General features: G+C 68.4%; 12 protein-coding genes. 1 reads left to right on the top strand and 11 read right to left on the bottom strand.

The genetic code is table 11. The features are described from left to right. Window positions 1–2 precede the first annotated feature (2 nt). The 11 genes from pks13 to glf all read right to left on the bottom strand — a co-directional run bounded on the left by pks13 (window position 3) and on the right by glf (window position 18,229). Window positions 3–5,510: a polyketide synthase Pks13 gene (gene pks13 / locus AC5Y3P_RS12775; RefSeq protein ID WP_500046272.1), complete on the bottom strand. Its 5,508-nt coding sequence runs from the start codon at window positions 5,508–5,510 to the stop codon at window positions 3–5. 63 nt (window positions 5,511–5,573) lie between these two features. Further along, window positions 5,574–7,466 (bottom strand): long-chain-fatty-acid--AMP ligase FadD32, encoded by a 1,893-nt coding sequence (fadD32, locus tag AC5Y3P_RS12770; RefSeq protein ID WP_500046271.1) that lies wholly within the window; start codon window positions 7,464–7,466, stop codon window positions 5,574–5,576. A gap of 224 nt (window positions 7,467–7,690) precedes the next feature. Next, window positions 7,691–8,707, bottom strand: a complete 1,017-nt coding sequence (culp6, locus tag AC5Y3P_RS12765; protein WP_500046270.1) for a carboxylesterase Culp6 — start codon at window positions 8,705–8,707, stop codon at window positions 7,691–7,693. Between the two features lie 9 nt (window positions 8,708–8,716). Further along, a complete protein-coding gene (locus tag AC5Y3P_RS12760; protein ID WP_500046269.1) occupies window positions 8,717–9,163 on the bottom strand; it encodes a DUF732 domain-containing protein in 447 nt (148 codons plus the stop codon). Between the two features lie 88 nt (window positions 9,164–9,251). Then, window positions 9,252–10,148, bottom strand: coding sequence for an alpha/beta hydrolase-fold protein (locus tag AC5Y3P_RS12755; protein WP_500046406.1), 897 nt, complete (start codon window positions 10,146–10,148; stop codon window positions 9,252–9,254). A gap of 137 nt (window positions 10,149–10,285) precedes the next feature. Next, entirely contained in the window at window positions 10,286–11,335 is a 1,050-nt protein-coding gene (locus AC5Y3P_RS12750; protein WP_500046268.1) for an esterase family protein, read from the bottom strand. Window positions 11,336–11,584: 249 nt separating this feature from the next. Further along, entirely contained in the window at window positions 11,585–13,660 is a 2,076-nt protein-coding gene (gene aftB / locus AC5Y3P_RS12745) for a terminal beta-(1->2)-arabinofuranosyltransferase (RefSeq protein WP_500046267.1), read from the bottom strand. After that, window positions 13,638–14,549 (bottom strand): decaprenyl-phosphate phosphoribosyltransferase, encoded by a 912-nt coding sequence (locus AC5Y3P_RS12740; protein ID WP_500046266.1) that lies wholly within the window; start codon window positions 14,547–14,549, stop codon window positions 13,638–13,640. The genes aftB and AC5Y3P_RS12740 overlap by 23 nt, the downstream gene beginning before the upstream one ends. Then, a complete protein-coding gene (locus tag AC5Y3P_RS12735) occupies window positions 14,546–15,076 on the bottom strand; it encodes a phosphatase PAP2 family protein (protein ID WP_500046265.1) in 531 nt (176 codons plus the stop codon). Before AC5Y3P_RS12735 ends, AC5Y3P_RS12740 begins: the two co-directional genes overlap by 4 nt. Further along, on the bottom strand, window positions 15,069–16,994 hold the full coding sequence (locus tag AC5Y3P_RS12730; protein ID WP_500046264.1) for a glycosyltransferase: 1,926 nt from the start codon (window positions 16,992–16,994) through the stop codon (window positions 15,069–15,071). Before AC5Y3P_RS12730 ends, AC5Y3P_RS12735 begins: the two co-directional genes overlap by 8 nt. Next, on the bottom strand, window positions 16,991–18,229 hold the full coding sequence (gene glf / locus AC5Y3P_RS12725; protein ID WP_500046263.1) for a UDP-galactopyranose mutase: 1,239 nt from the start codon (window positions 18,227–18,229) through the stop codon (window positions 16,991–16,993). Before glf ends, AC5Y3P_RS12730 begins: the two co-directional genes overlap by 4 nt. 202 nt (window positions 18,230–18,431) lie before the next feature. Between glf and AC5Y3P_RS12720 the strand changes: the two genes are divergently transcribed. Further along, window positions 18,432–19,307: a hypothetical protein gene (locus AC5Y3P_RS12720; RefSeq protein ID WP_500046262.1), complete on the top strand. Its 876-nt coding sequence runs from the start codon at window positions 18,432–18,434 to the stop codon at window positions 19,305–19,307. Window positions 19,308–19,410 lie beyond the last annotated feature (103 nt).

The following is a 19,410-nucleotide window of genomic DNA, read 5'->3' as shown; positions in this document are numbered from 1 at the left end:
GCCTAGTCGCCTTTCTGGCCCTGTTCGGCCTGGATCTTGCTGATCTCCTGGCTCATGTGTGCACCGACCTTAGCGATGTAGGGCTCGTCGATGGCCTGAATGTGCTCGCCACCGATGTGCACCACCTCGAGGTCGGTGACGTGCTCGCCCCAACCGCCGTCCGGTTGCCGGGTGGCGTACGCGGGCTCGAAGACGATCGCGTCGTCGTGGTAGCGGTCGGCCATGTAGAGCACCACGTGCCCGTCGTAGGGCTGGATCTCGATGGTGTCCAGCGCCCGGTTGTCCAGATAGGAGGTGCGCTGGTGCTCGATGATGCCGCCCGGGATCTGCACGCCGGATTGCGCGACGACGTCGAGCACGAACTTGACCTGGCCTTCGTCGTCGAGCTTCTCGAGTTCCTCGTACGGGATCTCGGGCACCTCGACGTTGAAGGTGCGTTCGGCGAACCGGGCGTAGCGGTCCCAGCGGGCCCGCATGCCGGCCTGGGACTGGTCGATCGGCACACCCGGGCGCACGCAGTCGATCAGCCCGACGTAGCGCACATCGGCGCCGGCCTGCCGCAGCCCGATCGCACACGCGTAGGCCAACGCCCCGCCCAGGGACCACCCGGCCAACAGGAACGGGCCGTCGTGCAGCTCGAGCAGCTTGGGCACGTACTCGGTGGCGCGTTCCTCGATCGAGCCTTCGACGCGTTCGATGCCGTAGATCGGGGTGTCCGCCGGCAACCGTTTGATCAGCGGCTCGTAGACCACGGTCGACCCGCCGGCGGGGTGGAAAACAAAGAGCGGAACCGCGTTCGAGCCCTCCTTGGGGGCGCGCAGGGTGCGGACGAAGCCGTCCACCACACCTTCTTCGAGCTGGTCGCGCACGATGCTGGACAGCTCTTCGATGGTCGCAGCCGAGCGCACCTGTTCGACGGTGATGGTGCCCTCGGCACGTTCGGAGAGTCGCGCCGAAAGCTTGGTCGCGGTCTCGTCGTCGACGGCCGGCAGCTCGTTGAAGATGCCGCCCGGCGACTTGCCGGTGACGATCGCCCAGGTCGCGAACGTGACCCGCTCGGCGGCGTCGCGCGGCGGGACGTCGGCGCCGAGCGCCTCGGTGACCGCCTCCTGGGTCAGCACCTTGGCCGCCGCGGCAGCCGCGGTCGCCTGGGAGGGACCCGAGGGCGAGGCTGCGCCGGGGCCGGACGGATCAGTCGGCGGAGCCGGGATCGCACCGGTCGGTCCGGACGGGTCGGTGGGCGGTGCGGGAATCGCTGCGGCGGGCCCGGACGGCTCGGTCGGCGGAGCCGGGATCGCACCGGTCGGGGCGGCCGCGTCGGACTCGGCGGCCGCATCGGACTCGGCGCCGGCCAGCGGGTGACCGACCTCGGCCAGCTTGGCTTCGAGCTCGGCGACCGTGGACGCACCGCCCAGCAGTTCGGACTGCTCGGCGGCGATCTCCTCGGCAGTCTTGCCCTTCTGCGACTCGGCGATCTGGTCGACCTCGTCGCGATGCTCGATCGCGTACTTGATCAGTTCCTCGACGTTGTACAGGTTGGCGTCGCGCACCGCGGTGAGCTGGATCGGCGGCAGGTCGAAGTCGTACTCGACCCGGTTCTTGATCCGCACCGCCATCAGCGAATCCAGGCCCAGCTCGATCAGCGGCACCTCCCAGGGCAGGTCCTCGGGCTCATAGCCCATCGCGCCGCCGACGATGCTGCCCAACCGCTGCGCCACGGTCTCACCGGTTTCCGGGGACCACTTGGCGAACCCGGCACCCAGATTGACGCCCTGGGTCAGGTTGTCGGACAGGATCGCGGCATCGTCTTCGACTTCGGGTTCAACCACTGCGACTTCCGAAACCTGCTCGGCCACACCGGTTCCGGCTCCGACGGCGGTCGGCAGCGCAGCCGCGGCACCGCCGCGGGTGACGATCGCGTCGTAGACCAGGGTGAACGACTCGTCGATCCGGGCGTGCACCTGCACCGCGGCGCCACCGGGATGCCGGGTCAAGGTGGTGACCAGTCGCGAACCCTCGGCGGGCACCGCGCGCTGCTCCGAGGCGGTCAGCTTGGCATCCGGAAGCACTTGGGCGGCAGCGGCTTTCACCAGAGCAGCCAGATCGGTCTGGCCTCTGCCGGCGAACTCCCAGACATGCTTGCCGTCCGGGGTGGCGACGTGGTTGCCCGGCATCACCGCCGAGCTGTCGCCGGTGAAGTGCGCGTCCAGCCAGTGCTGCTTGCGCTTGAACTTCGTCGGCGGGATGTTCGCGTAGTCCAGCGCACCGGCCAGACCGGCCGAGGCGGGCGTGAACAACGTGCGGAAGTCCAGGTCGTGGCCGTGCACGAACAGGGTCGCCATCGCCGTGGTCATCGAGGTGACCTCGTCTTGCTTACGGGCCAGCGTCGCGATCAGCTGCGCGTCCGGCAGACCGGCGGCCATGGTGGTCAAACCCACCTGCATCAGCGCCACCGGGTTGGGCGCCAGTTCGAGGAACGTGGTGTACCCGGAATCCACCGCGTTGCGGATGCCGTGGGTGAAGTAGACGCTGTGCCGCAGCCCCTTCTTCCAGTACTCGACGTCGTGGATCGGGTCGCCGCCGGGCCGGATGTAGCTGCCCTCGTGCACGGTGGAGAAGTAGCCGGTGCTCAACGGCAGCGGTTCGATGCCCTGCAACTCGGCAGACAACTCACCGAGCAGCGGGTCCATCTGCTGGGTGTGGCTGGCGCCCTTGGTCTGGAACTTGCGGGCGAACTTCCCCTCGGATTCCGCGCGCGCGATGATCGCGTCGACCTGATCGGGCGGCCCGCCGATGACGGTCTGGGTGGGGGCCGCGTAGACGCACACCTCGAGGTCGGGGAAGTCGGAGAACACCGTCTTGATCTCGTCGGCGGAGTACTCCACCAGCGCCATCAACCGGATGTACTCACCGAACAGCATCGCCTCGCCCTCGCCCATCAGGTGGGCGCGCGAGCAGATGGCACGAGTGGCATCCGCCAGGCTCAGACCGCCGGCGAAGTACGCCGCGGCGGCTTCACCCAGCGACTGTCCCACCAGCGCAGCGGGTTTCGCACCGTGCGCCTTGAGCACCTCGCCCAGCGCGATCTGGATGGCGAAGATCACCACCTGCACGACTTCGATCGGGTAGTCGACGGTTTCGTCGGTGTAGTCGATCGAGTCGTCCAGGATCATCTCGACGATCGAGTAGCCGCGCTCATCCTGGATCAGGGCGTCGACCTTGTTGATCCACTCGGCGAAGACCTCGTCGCGCAGGTACAGGCTCTTGCCCATCTTGCGGTGCTGCGCACCGAAACCGGCGAGCACCCAGACCGGCCCGTCGGTGACCGGACCGTCGGCCGAGATCACACTCGGGTGCTGCTTGCCTTCGGCGATCGCCCGCAGACCCTTGATCGCCTCGTCGTGGTCATGGGCCAGCACCACCGCGCGGGAGCGGCCGTGGTTGCGCCGGGACAGCGACCGTCCGATCGATTCCAGCGTGGACGACCGACCTTCCTCGCTGTCGATCCAGTCGGCCAGCTCGGCTGCAGCGGCCTTCTTACGCGAGGTCAGGAACGCCGAAACCGCCAGCGGTACAACATTCTTGGTCGGCTCTGCGGCTTCACTGGCGGCGAGTTCCGCGCGCGCCACCTCCAGCAGGCGCAGCGCCTCGTCGGTCAGCCCGGGCAGCTCGGGCTCGGCATCGGAAGCCCGGCCGTAGAACTCGTCATCACCGCGCGCGTCATCGTCGTCGTCCTCGTCGATGAACTCGCCGTACTCGTCCATCCGGACCCCGCCGACGTAGATCGCGTTGGCGTCATCAGCGCTCGACTCGTCTTGGGCCGCTTCGGGTTCGGGTTCGGGTTCGACCAGATCCGAGGCCAGCACCTCGCGCAGCACCAGGTGCGCGTTGGCACCGCCGAAGCCGAAGCCGGACACGCCCGCGATGGCGTGACCGCTGTAGCGCGGCCAGTCCGAGACGGTGTCGTTGACCTTGAGATGTTCGCGCTCGAAGTCGATGTAGGGGTTGGGGCCGGCGTAGTTGATCGACGGCGGCAGCTTGCCGCGCTGCAGCGACAACGTCACCTTGGTCAGGCTGGCTGCACCGGCCGCCGACTCCAGGTGGCCGACATTGGATTTCACCGCACCGAGCAGGGCCGGACGGTCGGCGTCGCGGCCCCGGCCGACGACGCGACCGAGCGCGTCGGCCTCGATCGGGTCGCCCAGGATGGTGCCGGTACCGTGCGCCTCGACGTAGTCGACGTCGCGCGGGTTGATCCCGGCGTCCTGATAGGCCTTGCGCAGCACGGCTTCCTGCGCGTCCGGGTTGGGCGCCAACAGTCCGTTGGAGCGGCCGTCGTGGTTGACCGCGCTACCGGCGATCACCGCCAGGATCTGGTCACCGTCGCGGCGCGCGTCGGCCACCCGCTTGAGCACCAGCATGCCGCCGCCCTCGGAGCGGGCGTAGCCGTCGGCGTCGGAACTGAAGGACTTGATCCGGCCGTCCGGCGCCAGCACGCCACCGACCTCGTCGAAGCCGACCGTCACCAGCGGGGTGATCAGGGCGTTGACGCCGCCGACCACCGCGACGTCGGCTTCACCGCTGCGCAGCGCCTGCACACCCTGGTGCGCGGCGACCAGCGAGCTCGAGCACGCGGTGTCCACCGCGACCGACGGGCCGCGGAAGTCGTAGAAGTAGGACACCCGGTTGGCGATGATCGAGCTCGCGGTGCCGGTGATGGCGTACGGGTGGGCGATGGACGGATCGCTCATCGCCAGGAAGCTGTAGTCGTTGGTGGAACTGCCGATGTACACCCCGACGCTGGTGCCGCGCAGGCTGGATGCCGGAATCCTGGCGTGCTCCAAGGCTTCCCAGGTCAGCTCGAGCGCCATCCGCTGCTGCGGGTCGATGTTGTCGGCCTCGATCTTGGACAACGCGAAGAATTCCGAGTCGAAACCCTTGATGTCGGACAGGTAGCCGCCGCGGGTGCGGGCCTTGGCCACCCGCTCGGCGATCCGCGGTTCGTCGAGGAATTCCTCCCACCGGCCCTCCGGCAGGTCGGTGATGCAGTCCTTGCCGGCGAGCAGGGCGTCCCACATCTGGTCGGGGGTGTTCAGGTCACCGGGGAACCGGGTGGCCACCCCGACGATCGCGATGTTGTAGTTGTCCTCGTCGACCTCGCGCGACCAGTCTTCGCCGTCGGTGCTCTCCGGTTCCGGCTCGCCCTCGACGATCACGGTGGCCAGCGCCTCGATGGTGGGGTGCCGGAACAGCACCGTGGCGGTCAGCGTGACACCGGTGAGGTCTTCGATGTCCGACGCCATCGCCACCGCATCGCGCGAGGACAGCCCCAGCTCGATCAGCGGGGCGGACTCGTCGATGCTGTCCGGCGGCTGATTGATCGCCTCGGCCACCGCGTTGCGCAGCCAGGCGCGCATCTCGGGTACCGACAGCTCGGTGCGGGCAGCCGGCACCGCCGGAGCCTGCGACGTCGACGCTGCCTCTTCGGGAGTCACGTGGTCTTCGGACATTCGTCAGGCCTCAATCTCGCTCGGGCGCCGCCGCCTCCGGCTCGCTCGTGTTCTTCTTCGCTGCTAGTCACCCGCGTCGGGGAAGGAGTTGGCCACCTTGCCGGCCCGCAGCGAGCCGTCCAGGTAGGCCGCCCGGCAGGCTCGGCGGCCGATCTTGCCGCTCGAGGTGCGCGGGATGGCGCCGGCTGCGGTCAGCAGCACGTCGCGCACGGTCACACCGTGCCGCACGGCGATTGCCGCGCGGATGTCGTCGGTGATCGGGCCGACTTCGAGCTTGTGCGCGCCCGGGGCCCGCTCGGCGACGATCACCAGCTGTTCGGAGCTGTCGTCGGGGTCGCGCTTGAGCCCCGAGTGCGCATTTTCGAACACCTCGTCGGGCAGCTGGTTGGCGGGCACCGAGAACGCCGCGACGTAGCCGGTGCGCAGCGCCTTGCTGGCCTCCTGCGCCGAGTACTCCAGGTCCTGCGGGTAGTGGTTGCGGCCGTCGATGATCACCAGGTCCTTGACCCGGCCGGTGATGAACAGCTCGCCGTCGTAGTACGCGCCGTAGTCGCCGGTACGCACCCAGGTGGCGTCGTCGGCCGCGCCTTCGGCGTGCGACGCGCTGATCCGCGACTTGAGGATGTTGTGGAAGGTCTCCGCGGTCTCCTCGGGCTTGCCCCAGTAGCCGGTGCCCATGTTCTGACCGCTGATCCAGATCTCACCGATCTGGCCGTCGGGCAGCTCGGTGGCCGATTCGGCGTCGACGATGACGGCCCATTCGTCCAGCCCGACCTTACCGGCGCCGGCCTGCGCGACGGCCTTGGGCGAATCGTCGGGCACCTCGACGAACCGGCCCGAGTTCAGCTCATCGCGGTCCACCGAGATGATCCGGGGCTCCTCGGCGCTCGGCGTGGTGGAGACGAACAGCGTCGCCTCGGCCAGACCGTAGGACGGCTTGATCGCCTTGGCCGGGAAACCGTACGGCCCGAACGCGTCGTTGAAGCGCCGCACGGTGGCCGCCGAGATCGGCTCGCTGCCGTTCAGGATGGCCTTCACGTTGGACAGGTCCAGCGGCTCCGAACCCTCCTTGGGCACGCCGCGGGCGGCGGCGTGATCGAACGCGAAGTTCGGGGCCACCGAGATGGTGCCGCCGGTGTCGCCTTCCTTGCGGGCCAGTTCGCGGATCCACCGCTCGGGCCGACGCACGAACGCGGCCGGGGTCATGAAGGTGAAGTGGTAGCCGATCATCGGCGACAGCAGCGCGGTGATCAGACCCATGTCGTGGAAGAACGGCAGCCAGGACAGGCCGCGGTCACCCTCTTCGCCTTCCAGCGCCTCGATCACCTGCAGCACGTTGGTGGCCAGGTTCAGGTGGGTGATCTGCACACCGGTCGGGATCCGGGTCGAACCCGAGGTGTACTGCAGGTAGGCGATGGTGGTCTCGTCCGGTTCCGGCGGGCTGACCCAGGTGGCGGCCACCTCGTCCGGAATCGCGTCGACGGCGATGACGCGCGGACGCTCCTTGGCCGGGCGGCTGCGGAAGAACTTGCGCACGCCTTCGGCGGCCTCGGTGGTGGTCAGGATCGCCGACGGCTTGCAGTCGTCGACCACCGCGTGCAGCCGGCCGACGTGACCGGGCTCGGACGGGTCGAACAGCGGCACCGCGATGCGGCCGCCGTAGAGCGCACCGAAGAACGCCACCAGATAGTCCAGGTTCTGCGGGCACAGGATCGCCACCCGGTCACCGGGCTCGGTGACCTGCTGCAGCCGCGCGGCGACGGCCTTGTTGCGGGCGCTGAAGTCGGCCCAGGTCAATTCCCGTGCCACACCGTCGCGTTCGGTGGAGAAGTCCAGGAAGCGATACGCCAGGCTGTCGCCGCGGACCTTGGCCCACTTCTCCACGTGCCCGACGATGCTGGCGTTTTCCGGGAATACGATCTTGCCGTCCTTGATGAAGGGGTTGTGGAACGGCATGCCATCTCTCCTGTTCGCAAACGACTAGCGGGGCGGCTGACGGCTGCGCATTCGGCGCCGCCTGAACCGCCCGTGAGTCCTGGTCGCTGAACTCAAACCTCTCGATCCTACCGAGGGCCGTGCGGCCTGAGCGGATCTGAGTCGGATGGGACAACGACTACACGTCTTATCTTCCTCTTAATGTTACGGGCCAGTAGGGCCCGGACCAAATCGCAATGGCCTCGTTACCCGTGTTTGGGGTGCGGCGCGTTCTCGATCAGGTTGCGCGCCCAGTTCAGGGTCCACTCGGTGGCAGGTTGACCGTCGACTTGCCAGAACTGCGTCGTGGCATACATCGCGTGCACGGGTTGCCCGGCTCCGCCGGCCAACGTTTCCAGGGTGCGCGGCAGGTTGGCGATCGAGAAGGCGCCGTCGGGAGCTGCGCAGATCAGGTCGCCGGCAGCGCAGATCTGGTTGGTGCGGTCGTTGAGCGCCCCGAAGCCGCCGTCCCGCGGGCCGCTCATGGTCAGGCCGAGCGTGGACAGCATCGGCACCTCGTGCAGCGTGATCTCGGCGCCGTGGCCGGGCGCGTTGGGCCCGACCTCCTGGCCGACGCCCACTTCGCGGCGGCCGTCTGCGATCAACGTCACACCGAGCACCAGGTCCTCGTCGACCGGGCCGCGGCCGTTGCCGATGTCGCTGGCGATGTCGCCGGCGATCACCGCGCCCTGCGAGAAGCCGATCAGGACATAGCTGGTCAGCGGGCACTTCTCGGACATCTCGGTGAGCGCCTTGACCGCGGCCTGGGTGCCTTCGGCCCGGCTGTCGTTGTAGGACATCTGGCCGTCGTTGGACAGCGGGTTATGGAACTGCGCGGTGTAGGGCACCGTGTAGACCTGCACCCGTTCGGTGCTGAACTGCTCCTGCAGTGGCCGGGACACGTTGAGCAGCAAGGCGATCGGGTACTTGGTCGGATTGAACGGATCCTCGGTGGGCCACGACTCCCAGGTGCCGGGGATCAGCAGCGCCTGCACGTCCGGGCAGCTGGCGTCCTGGAATTCCGGTCGCGGCTTCTGACCCGGTTTGGTGGGTGAGGTCGGCACGGCCTCCGGCGGTTCCGCGATCGGCGGGGTGTCCGGCTTGCGGGCCATGATCCAGATCATCACGGCGACCAGCACCACGACGACGGCCACGGCCACGGCGGCGGCCCAGGCCAGGATGCGGTGGCGCCGCCGAGTGGCGTTGCGCGAAGAGGAAGCCATCTTCTCCTGCTAGCAGAGTTCGTCGGTAGCGGTACGCACGTAGACGTCGGTGGTGTCGCGGACCTCGGAGGTCATCGACGTCACGGCGACGCCCGGGTTGGAGTCACTGTATTCACCCCGCACCATCGGGAGGATGAAGTCGCGGACTGCCTGCGTGCTCTGCCCGGCGTCGACCGCCTGGCAGATGTACGACCCTATCGACAATGCCAGCAGCGCACTCGAGGGCTGCACGCCCGCGGCCTTCAACGCGTCCAGGTAGGCCCGCTGCTGCGGGGTGACGGCCAGATCGTCGGCATCCAGCACCGGATGCGTGCCGTCGGGACCGGCCGGGCCGACCGGGGAGGTCAGCACGTTGTCGCTGGGTGCGCAGGCCACCACGGCCACCGCGCCGACGATGCCCATCAGCGCCGAAGCCGCGAGAGCACCCGGTCCCCGGGACCACGCCTTGGTCAGCACGATTCCACCGTACCGGTGAATTTCGAGGCCCTCGGCGGGCCGCCGTCCCAGGCGGTCACTGCTGCTGACTCGATCCGCGCCTCGTCGGCTACCGGAGCTGGTGTGCCAGGTCACCGGCCATGGCGCCGAGTTGCGGAGCCCACGAACCCCAGCCGTGATCGCCTTCGATCGGGAAGTCGAAGTTGGCGTTGACCCCACCGATGCTGCGGTACTTGGCGTAGAAGGATCGGTTGGTGCCCTGGGCCTGATCGGCGTAGCCGACCATGGCCGCGGGGTCGCTGGCGGTCAGGGTCTGCGGTGAGAACACCCACAGCCGCACACCGTTGTCGACCAGCAGTTGCGCATGGTGGTAGGGGTCGTGGTTCTTCCACCGGCCACCCTGGGCCGGGCCCCACATCAGGTTGGTGTCCACCCCGCCGAACCGCATCATGCCGTCGTGCAAGGCGCCGTTGACGAAGGTGTTCGACGGGTACAGGAAGCCTGACATCGACCCGGCGTAGCGGTACCGGTTCGGGTAGTAGGCGGCCAGGTTCAGCGCGGCCGTGCCGCCTTGCGCGGCGCCGACGACGGCGTGCCCACCGGGGGCCAGACCCTTGTTGGCCGCCAGCCAGTCCGGCAGCTCGGTGGACAGGAAGGTCTCCCACTGCTTGCTCGGATCCTGATCCCAGTTGGTGTACATCGAGAATGCGCCACCGGCCGGTGCGACCACCGACAGACCACGACCGGCCAACGTGTTCATCGCGTTGCCGGCGGTGACCCAGTTGCTCACCTCGGGGCCGGCGTTGAACGCATCCAGCAACACCACGGCGTGCGGCCCGCCACCCTGGAACGCCACCGGGATGTCGCGGCCCATCGCCGCCGACGGCACCTGCAGGTACTCGACGCTCTCGGCGTGCGCCTGCGGCGCCAGCGCGGTGGCCGTCCAGGTTCCGGCCAGGAGCAGCACGGCTCCCAGGATTCTGAGCACCGTCGTCCGCAGGGTCATCCGCATCGCCAATCCCTCACTGCTCACCCGTTTCTTCGGGTAGTGAACCACATCGGCGCGCCACGGCTGCCGGGAACGCCGACGGCGGCGACCCAATGGGCCGCCGCCGTCGTCGCTGTCGAACTTCGTGGCGCGGATCAGCCGCCTTCGGTGGCCGAAGCCGCCTCGGCCGAGGCCAGCGCGGCCGGATCCTGCGGAACCGCACCCAGCACCCGCTGGATGTCCGGCTTCATCGCCTGCAGCTGCTCGCCCCAGTAGGGCCAGTCGTGCGTGCCGCCCGCCGGGAAGTTGAAGACACCGTTGGTGCCGCCGGCGGCGATGTAGTTGTCCTTGAAGGTCTTGTTGGTGCGCAGCGTGAAGCTCTCCAAGAACTTCGCGTTGAAGTTGTTGCCCGCGATGCTGCCGTTGACCTCGGCCGGCTTGCCGTTACCGCAGAAGATCCAGATCCGGGTGTTGTTGTCCACCAGGCGCTGGATGTTGACCATCGGGTCGTGGCGCTCCCACGCGTTGTTGGGGTCTTCGGTCTTGCCCCACATGTCGTTGGCGTCGTAGCCGCCGGCATCACCCATCGACAGGTTGACCAGCATCGGCCACCAGCCCTCGGACAGGTTCAGGTAACCCGACAGCGAGGCGGCGTACTGGAACTGGTTGGGGTGCCAGATCGCCAGGGTCAGCGCAGCCGAACCGGCCATCGACAGACCGACGGCAGCCGTGCGGGTGCTGTCCACACCCTTGGTGGCCAGGTAAGCCGGCAGCTCCTGGGTCAGGAAGGTCTCCCACTTGTAGGTCTGGCAGCCGTTGTTGCCGCAGGCCGGCTTGTACCAGTCGGCGTAGAAGCTGGACTGGCCACCGACCGGCATGACCACCGACAGGCCCGAGCCGTGGTACCACTCGAACGCCGCAGTGTTGATGTCCCAGCCGTTGTAGTCGTCCTGCGCGCGCAGACCGTCGAGCAGGTACACCGCGGGTGAGTTCTCGCCACCGCTTTGGAACTGGACGCGGATGTCGCGACCCATCCCGGCAGAGGGCACGTCCAGGTATTCCACCGGCAGACCCGGACGGGAGAACGCTCCCGCCGTCGCAGTGTTTCCGACGGCACCCACCAGGCCCGGCAGCAGGGCCGCAGCCGCTGCTCCGACGACGAGGCGGCGCCCCCATGCACCACGCAGTTTCTCGGCGAACTTCATAGAACTACCTATCCCATCTTTCGTATGCTGCGCGCATCAGAGTCCCTCGACGACCCCGGCCACACCGCCCGCGCGCCCGTGTAGTCAACCACAGGTTTTGTGCTCGACCCTCTTTCAGCAGCTCCTGCCCACTTTGACCGGTGCGATTCACCAGGATGGTCTGACCAGGCGTCATTGCCGGGCCACACCGTGGTCCGATTGGCTATCGCCGGCAGTAGGCCGAAGTGTTACCGCGGCCACCGACCGGGCTCACGGACCGGTGGCCGGCAAGCCCGTGTAGGGCTCGCCGGGCAGGTCGGGTTGCTGTAGTCCGCAGCGCTCCAGCTCGTACTGCGGAACCCGGTCGATCCGGTAGTTGGTGTAGTCGTAGGCGTGCGCGATGTTCGACAGGAACCGCCGCGGAGTCAACGGCATCCTGATCGATTCCAGCTTGGCGACGGTCGCCGGGCATTCCAGCGCCGCCTGGGCTTCGATGATCCAGCCCTCATCCAGGTACTGCGGGACGTAGGGGTGCTCCTTGAGCCACGGCCCCTCGGCCACCGCCCAGTCCGGGAACAGGTTCTTGTCGTGTCCGATCCGGCCGTCGCCGAGCCGAACCGTATGCGCGGCAAGCGGATTGGCCAGTCCGATCTGGTCGATCACCCGCACGTCGAGTCCGACGTTCATGCCCACCATGCCCAGGTTGGTGAAGAACACCGTGTGCGGCCCGCGATAGTCGGGGGTGCGCAGGTCATCCGGCGGTGGGATGGCCGGCACCACGTCCCACTGGTCATAGTTGCCCGACGGCAGTAGCAGCGCCCCGTCCGGGGTGTTGTTCAGCGCCACCAGCACCGCGCGCATCCGCGGATAGTCCAGGTAGTCGGCCGCGGTCAACGGGTGCGCGTGGCCGGTGGCCTGCGCGTAGAACCGGCGTTCGTCGACGATTCCGGTGTAGGTGACCCGGGTGCCGTCGGGGCCCATCCCCGGTGAATTGGCCGCCCACAGCGCCCAGGCCAGCACGGTGCCCCACAGCACCGTCATCGCCCCGGCCAGCAGGAAACCGGCCTCGCGGGAGAACCGGGTGCCGTCCGGTTTGACCACCGGGATGACCGCCAACGGCGCCAACATGCAGAACACCGGGGTCAGCAACACCCGGCCGTGCATGAAGTCGCCGCCTTGGCGCACCCAGTAGATGGCCTGCACCAGGCCGCTGAGCACCATGAACGTCACCACCGCCGGCGGGCTCTGCACCAGCCGGGCCAGCGCGCCGGCGTCCTTGGCCACCTCGTGGTGCACCCACCAGGGCCGGGTCCGGGTGGTACTCAGCAGCAGACCGAGGGCGACCAGCGCGATCGCCGGTATCCACAGCAGATAGGGCGCATTGAAGTTCGCCAGGTAGGTCAGCCCGTTCGACCATTTGGCGCCGGAGGCGTCCTTGGCGACCGCGGTGCCCGGCACCACCAGTGCGTAGTAGCCCATCCGGAAGATCTGGTAGGCCACCGGCAGCAGACCACCGGCAACCACGATCAGCCCACGCCGGCGCCAGTTCGGCGCGGCGATCAGCATCATGATCAAGGCGCCGCCGCCGATCAGGGCCAGTTCCGGGCGGACCAGCACGCTGCACCCGGCGACCGCGGCCAGCACCGCGGTGAACCAGGGTCCGGTTGCCGCCCAACGGCTTTCCCGGCGCGGCAGCCGCAAACCCTGCGACCAAGCGACCAGCAGCCACCACAGCAGACCGAGGTAGCCGAGGACCAGGCCGTTCTCCAGGCCCGAGGTGGCGAAGTCGCGGGCCGGCGGCAACGCGATGTACACCAGCACCCCGGTCGGCAGCAGCAGCGCCTGGCGGCCCTGCAGACTGGGCGCGTACAGCCGGGCGGTCCCCAGCATCACCAGCGCGACACCGGCCAGCGACAGGCTCAGCGCGAGCGCCAGCGCGACGTACTCCAACCGGACCGGGCCGCCGGCGAGCCCGCCGAGGTAGATCAGATAGGTCCACAGCGTGGAGGTGTTGGCTTCGATCCGTTCCCCGGCATTGAACACCGGGCCGTTGCCGGCCATCAGGTTGCGCACGGTGCGCAGCACGATCAGGCCGTCGTCGGCGATCCAGCGCCGCTGCCACGCGCCCCACCCGAACAACGCGCACACCGCCACCAGGCTGATCCACAGACTGATCCGGGTGGAGAACGAGAACGGGAACCGCGGTGTCGGCGGCGCCGACGGCGGCGGGGTCGCGGGTCCGCGGGTCTCGGTGGCGGCGGTCGGCGCGGCCGGCGCCGTCGGCGCCCGGCGCAGGCTCGGCCGCCGGCTCAGGGTCGGGGTGTCAACCGAAGTAGATTGCGGCACCGACCGTTCCAATCAACGCCAAGGCAAGCAATTGCAGCACCCGGTCCCGCAGCGCGATGTCCTCGGGTTCGCCGGCGATGCCGCCGTCGATGTCGACCGCGTAGCGCAGGATCGCGATGGTGAACGGAATGATCGACACCGCCCACCAGGAGGCCTCGCCGCCGTCGCGTTCGAAGGCGAACAGCCCGTAGCAGAGCACCACGGCGGTGGCCGACAGCGTCCACACGAAACGCAGATAGCTGCTGGTGTAACTCTCCAGCGACTTGCGGATCTTGGCGCCGGTGCGCTCGGCCAACTGCAATTCCGCATACCGCTTGCCGGCCGCCATGAACAGTGAACCGAACGCCATCACCAGCAGGAACCACTGCGACAGCCGGATGTCGGTGGCCGCGCCACCGGCGATCGCCCGGATCAGGTAGGCCGAGGAAACGATGCAGATGTCCAGCACCGCTTGATGTTTGAGGCCGAAGCAGTAGGCCAACTGGATGCCCAGGTAGACCGCGATCACCACCGCGAGATTGGGCGTGACCAGCCATGAGATCACCAGTGCGCCAACTCCGAGCAGCACCGCCAGCGTGTAGGCCAACCCCTCCGGCACCACCCCGGCGGCGATCGGCCGGTAGCGCTTGGTCGGGTGTTCGCGGTCGGCTTCGACGTCGCGGGCGTCGTTGACCAGGTAGATCGAGGAGGCCGCCATGCAGAACACCACGAAGGCCAACGCCACCCGGATGACCAGCGTCGAGTCGATCTGCAGGTCGTCGCCGAGGGCGGCCAGCGGAGCCACCAAGACCAGCAGGTTCTTCACCCACTGGCGCGGTCGCAGCGCCTTGATCACCCCGGTGACGATGTTGCTGGGCGGGCCCAGCTCACGCTCGGTCTTGTTGCTCATCGCCCGCCTCCGATCCGGTCGGCGACCGCTTCGGTCGCCTTGGCCACCGCCGCGCCGATGACGACACCGGCCGCCACGTCGCTGGGGTAGTGCACACCGAGCACCATGCGCGACAACACCATCGGCGGCACCAGCACCGCCGGCCAGCGCGAACCGGTGGCGCGCGCCATCAGCACCGCGGCCGCCGTCGTCGACGTGGCGTGCGCGGACGGGAAACTCAGCCGGCTCGGGGTGCCGACGTTGACCGCGATCGCGGGATGGTCGGGACGGGTCCGGCGCACCACCCGCTTGATCAGCACCGCGGCCGCATGCGCTGCGAACGCCCCGACCCCGACCGCGAGCCAGTCGCGCCGACGGCGCGGCGCGGCCAGCGCGCCCACACCGGCGCACGCCAGCCACCCGAGGCTGTGCTCACCGAAGTGCGACAGTGCGCGAGCGGCGGGCAGCACACCGGGGCGTTGCGCCAGCGCCGACTGCACCAGCACCAACGCCGCGTCTTCCCCGTGCGGGGCGGCGGAGTCAGGCATCGGCCGATTCCAGCAGCACGGTTTCCCACTTCTGCGGGCTCGACAGGGTGGGCAGCGCCTCCCGATAGGTCCGCCGCATGGTGTCGAACTTGCGGGCCAACCGGACGTGCTGGCGCGCCGAAGCCCGCAGCAGCGCGAACATCTTGGCCCGGTCCCGCTGCCGGTAGACCACACCGCGGCCGTCCGCGGTGGTGACCGTGACGCCGTCCACGCCGCACAGCAGGAACCAGCGGGCATCCTGCGTCGCGACGTTGAGCTGCGGGCGCACGTGGTGCGCCGGGTCTTCCTTGCGCAGTTGATGAATCAGCCCGCGCAGCAGCCGAATACCGATGGTCGGCAACTTGGTGGGCGGTTTCAGCGGCCAGCTGCGTCCGGACGGTGTCGGCAGTTCGGTGGCTCCGGGCAGCACCACGGCGTCCGGGAACTCCTTGCGCATCGCGTGCACCGCAGGCAGCGCCGACTCCAGGATGGAGAAGATGTGCTCCGGCCCGGCCAGGAAGTCCTCGATCGCCTTGTTCTGGATGGCTACCGTCGAATACTCCAGGCACAGCAGATGTTTCAGGGTGGCCTTGACCGAGCTGCGCAGCAGGCCCTTGACCTCGCCGTCCCAGTGCAAGGCCGCCACCACCAACCGGTTGCGCAGGTGGAAGTAGGCCTGCCAGTCGATGGCGTCGTCCTTGTCACTCCAGGCCATGTGCCAGATCGCGGTGCCCGGCATGGTGACCGTGCCGTAGCCGTGTTCGGCGGCCCGCAATCCGTAGTCGGCGTCGTCCCACTTGATGAACAACGGCAGCGGCTGGCCGAGTTCTTCGGCGACGACGCGCGGGATCATGCACATCCACCACCCGTTGTAATCGACGTCGATCCGGCGGTGCAGCGCCCGGCTGCGCTCGTCCTCGTCGGTCAGCGGGTACTTGGCGAAGTCATGGTCGTACTCGGTGAACGGCGCGTTGGTCCACATGAAGTTGGCGCGGTTGACCATCTCACCCATCACATGCAGGTGCGACGGCTCCTGCAGGTTGAGCATCTGGCCGCCGACCAGCGTGGGCGACTTGCTGAACCGGTTCAACGCCAGCGCCCGCAGCACCGAATCCGGTTCGATGCGGATGTCGTCGTCCATGAACAGGATCTGTTCGCAGTCGGTGTTCTTCAGGGCTTCGTACATCACCCGGCTGTAACCGCCCGAACCACCCAGATTGGGCTGGTTGTGGATGGAAAGCCGGTCACCCAGCGCCGCGGCCGCGGCCGCGAAGTCGGGATGGTCGACGGCCTTCTTGGTGCCCTGATCGGACACGATGACGGCGCCGATCACCTCGTCCACCAACGGATCCGAGGTCAACGCGGCCAACGCGTTGACGCAGTCGGCGGGCCGGTTGAAGGTGGGGATCCCGACGGCGATGTTGGCCCGGCCCGGTGCGGGCACCGGCGCGTACCAGCCGGCGCTGTGCACCGTGACGTCGGAGTCGGTGGTGATGTCGAACCAGATCCAGCCGCCGTCCTCGAACGGCGCCAGGCTGACCTCGAACTCGGTCCAGGCCGGGGTGGCCGGGTCCGCGGACACCACCGGCGCACCGCCCACCGTGATCCGGGCGCCGGTGGCCTTCGACCGGTAGACGTCGACCCGGGCCGAACCGGTCAGTTCGACCCGCAGCACCACCGATTCCAACGTCGACCAGCGGCGCCAATAGCTGGCCGGGAAGGCATTGAAGTAGGTGGCGAACGAAACCTCGTCCTCGGCACCGATTTCCAGCGTGGTGCGGGTGGGGGCGTGCGCCCGCCGTCCGTTGGTGTCGGATTCCACCAGGTAGAGCTTGCGGACGTCGAGCGGCTCACCCGGCCGGGGCAGGATGACCCGGGACAGCAGGCTGACCGCCCGGGACTCCGCCGAGTCCAGCGGGCCGGAGGGGATCTCACTCATGCGGAAGCGCTTTCTTCTGGGCCGTGCAGGGGGGCACCGTCGATCAGGTGCGGCGCCAACGTGTTGTCGTACATGTTCAGCGCGCTGGCGATCGCCATGTGCATGTCGAGGTACTGATACGTGCCGAGTCGGCCACCGAACAGCACCTTGGCCGCCGCGGTTTCGGCCTTGGCGCGAGTCCGGTAGGCGGCCAACAACTTGCGGTCGGTTTCGGTGTTGATCGGGTAGTACGGCTCGTCCTCGGCATCGGCGAACCGCGAGTACTCCCGCATGATCACGGTCTTGTCGGACGGGTAGTCGCGTTCGGGATGGAAGTGCCGGAACTCGTGGATCCGGGTGTAGGGCACGTCGGCGTCGTTGTAGTTCATCACCGAGGTGCCCTGGAAGTCACCACAATCCCGGAGCACCTCGAGCTCGAAATCGAGGGTCCGCCAACCCAATCGACCTTCGGCGTAGTCGAAGTAGCGGTCCAGCGGGCCGGTGTAGACCACCGGGGCGTCCGGGCTGGCGGCGCGGAGTTCGTCTCGCACGTCGAACCAGTCGGTGTCCAGCCGCACCTCGATGCGCTCGTCGGCGGCCATGTTGGACAGCCACGCGGTGTAACCGTCGACCGGCAGGCCCTCGTAGGTGTCGTTGAAGTAGCGGTTGTCGAAGGTGTACCGCACCGGCAGCCGGGTGATGTTCGACGCCGGCAATTCGCGCGGGTCGGTCTGCCACTGCTTGGCGGTGTAGTGCTTGACGAACGCTTCGTAGAGCGGGCGGCCGATCAGCGAGATGGCCTTCTCTTCGAAGTTGGCCGCCTCGTGTCCGGCGATCTCACTGGCCTGCTCGGCGATCAGCGCCCGGGCCTGGTCCGGGGTGAAGTAGCGGCCGAAGAACTGGCTGACCAATCCCAGCCCCATCGGGAACTGGTAGGCCTGGCCGTCGTGCATGGCGAACACCCGGTGCTGGTAGCCGGTGAAGTCGGTGAACTGCCGCACGTAGTCCCACACCCGCTGGTTGGAGGTGTGAAACAGGTGCGCGCCGTACTTGTGGACCTCGATGCCGGTCTGCGGTTCGGCCTCCGAGTACGCGTTGCCGCCGATGTGTGGACGGCGCTCCACGACGAGCACGCGCTTGCCCAGCTGCGTGGCCACGCGCTCGGCGATCGTCAGACCGAAGAAGCCGGATCCGACGACGAAGAGGTCATAGCGAGACGCCGAGGGTGCATCGACCCGGGGTTGGAGAGAACTCATCGCAGGAAAGGGTATCCGACCGTGCGATTTCAGCCCGCCCGGCGCACGTGCGGCACGGCCCACCAGCGCATCCGGCGGTTCGGGTCTTCACGCGGTCGCGGTTAGCTCACGATTGGGTCTCGTCACTTTAGTCACACCAGTCTCATCCGTAGCATCGGTGAAGTTGCTATGTACCCACGTAGTCCAGATTGAGGAGACTTCCGTGCCGAACCGTCGTCGACGCAGGCTCTCGACCGCCGCGAGCACAGTCGCCGCGCTGGCCGTTGCGAGTCCTTTCGCGATCATCGCGCTTTCCGAGTTGGCCCCGATGCCGCAGCAGCGAGAGTTCACGCAGGCGGCCGTGGTGACCGACCTTCCCAACGAGATCATGTCGGCGCTGCAGCAGGGCCTGTCCCAGTTCGGGGTGAACCTGCCGCCGATGCCGACCGGGCTGAGCCCGTCCGGCGCCCAGCCGATCACCGGCAGCACGCTTACCAACCCGGCGCTGACACCCGGACTGGGCACCACACCGGCGCTGACCAGCCCGGGGCTGACCACGCCGCCGGCCACGCCGGGCTTGGGCATCACCGATCCGGCGGCGCCGCTGACCCCGGCGTTGAGCACCCCGGATGCCACGTTGCCGGCCACCACCACGCCCGGGCTGGATACGGCGCTGACCAACCCGGCGCTGACCACGCCGTCACTCACCGCGCCCGGGTTGACCAGCCCGACCTCGGTGCTGCCGGACACCACCGGGCTCAACCCGGCGTTGACCGCACCGAGCCTGAGCACGCCGGGCCTGGGTCTGCCCAACGAGCAGCCGATCAGCGCACCGATCGGCTTGGACACCGCGAACACCTACCCGATCCTGGGTGACCCGTCGCTGGCCGCGATCCCGACCTCGGCGCCCAGCGGCGGCCTGATCAGCGATCTGAGCAGCGCCGCACAGCAGCTCGGCGCCGGACAGGCGATCGACCTGCTCAAGGGCGTGGTGATGCCCTCGATCATGAGCGCGGTGCAGTCAGCCGCGCCGGCCGCCCAGGCCGCAGCTGCCCCGGCGGCCGAGGCCGCGGCCGCGGTGCCGGCCGCAGCGGGCTGACCAGCAGCGGGCTGAACAACTGAAGAACCTGTAACCAAACGACACCGCAGGGCGGGCTCACCCCCTCGACCCCCCAATGAGCCCACTACCCCTGCGGTGTCGT

The organism is Mycobacterium sp. NGS45 (assembly GCF_059812645.1).
The sequence above is the reverse complement of the archived record's forward strand: the minus strand, read 5'-3'. Positions and strand labels throughout refer to the sequence as shown.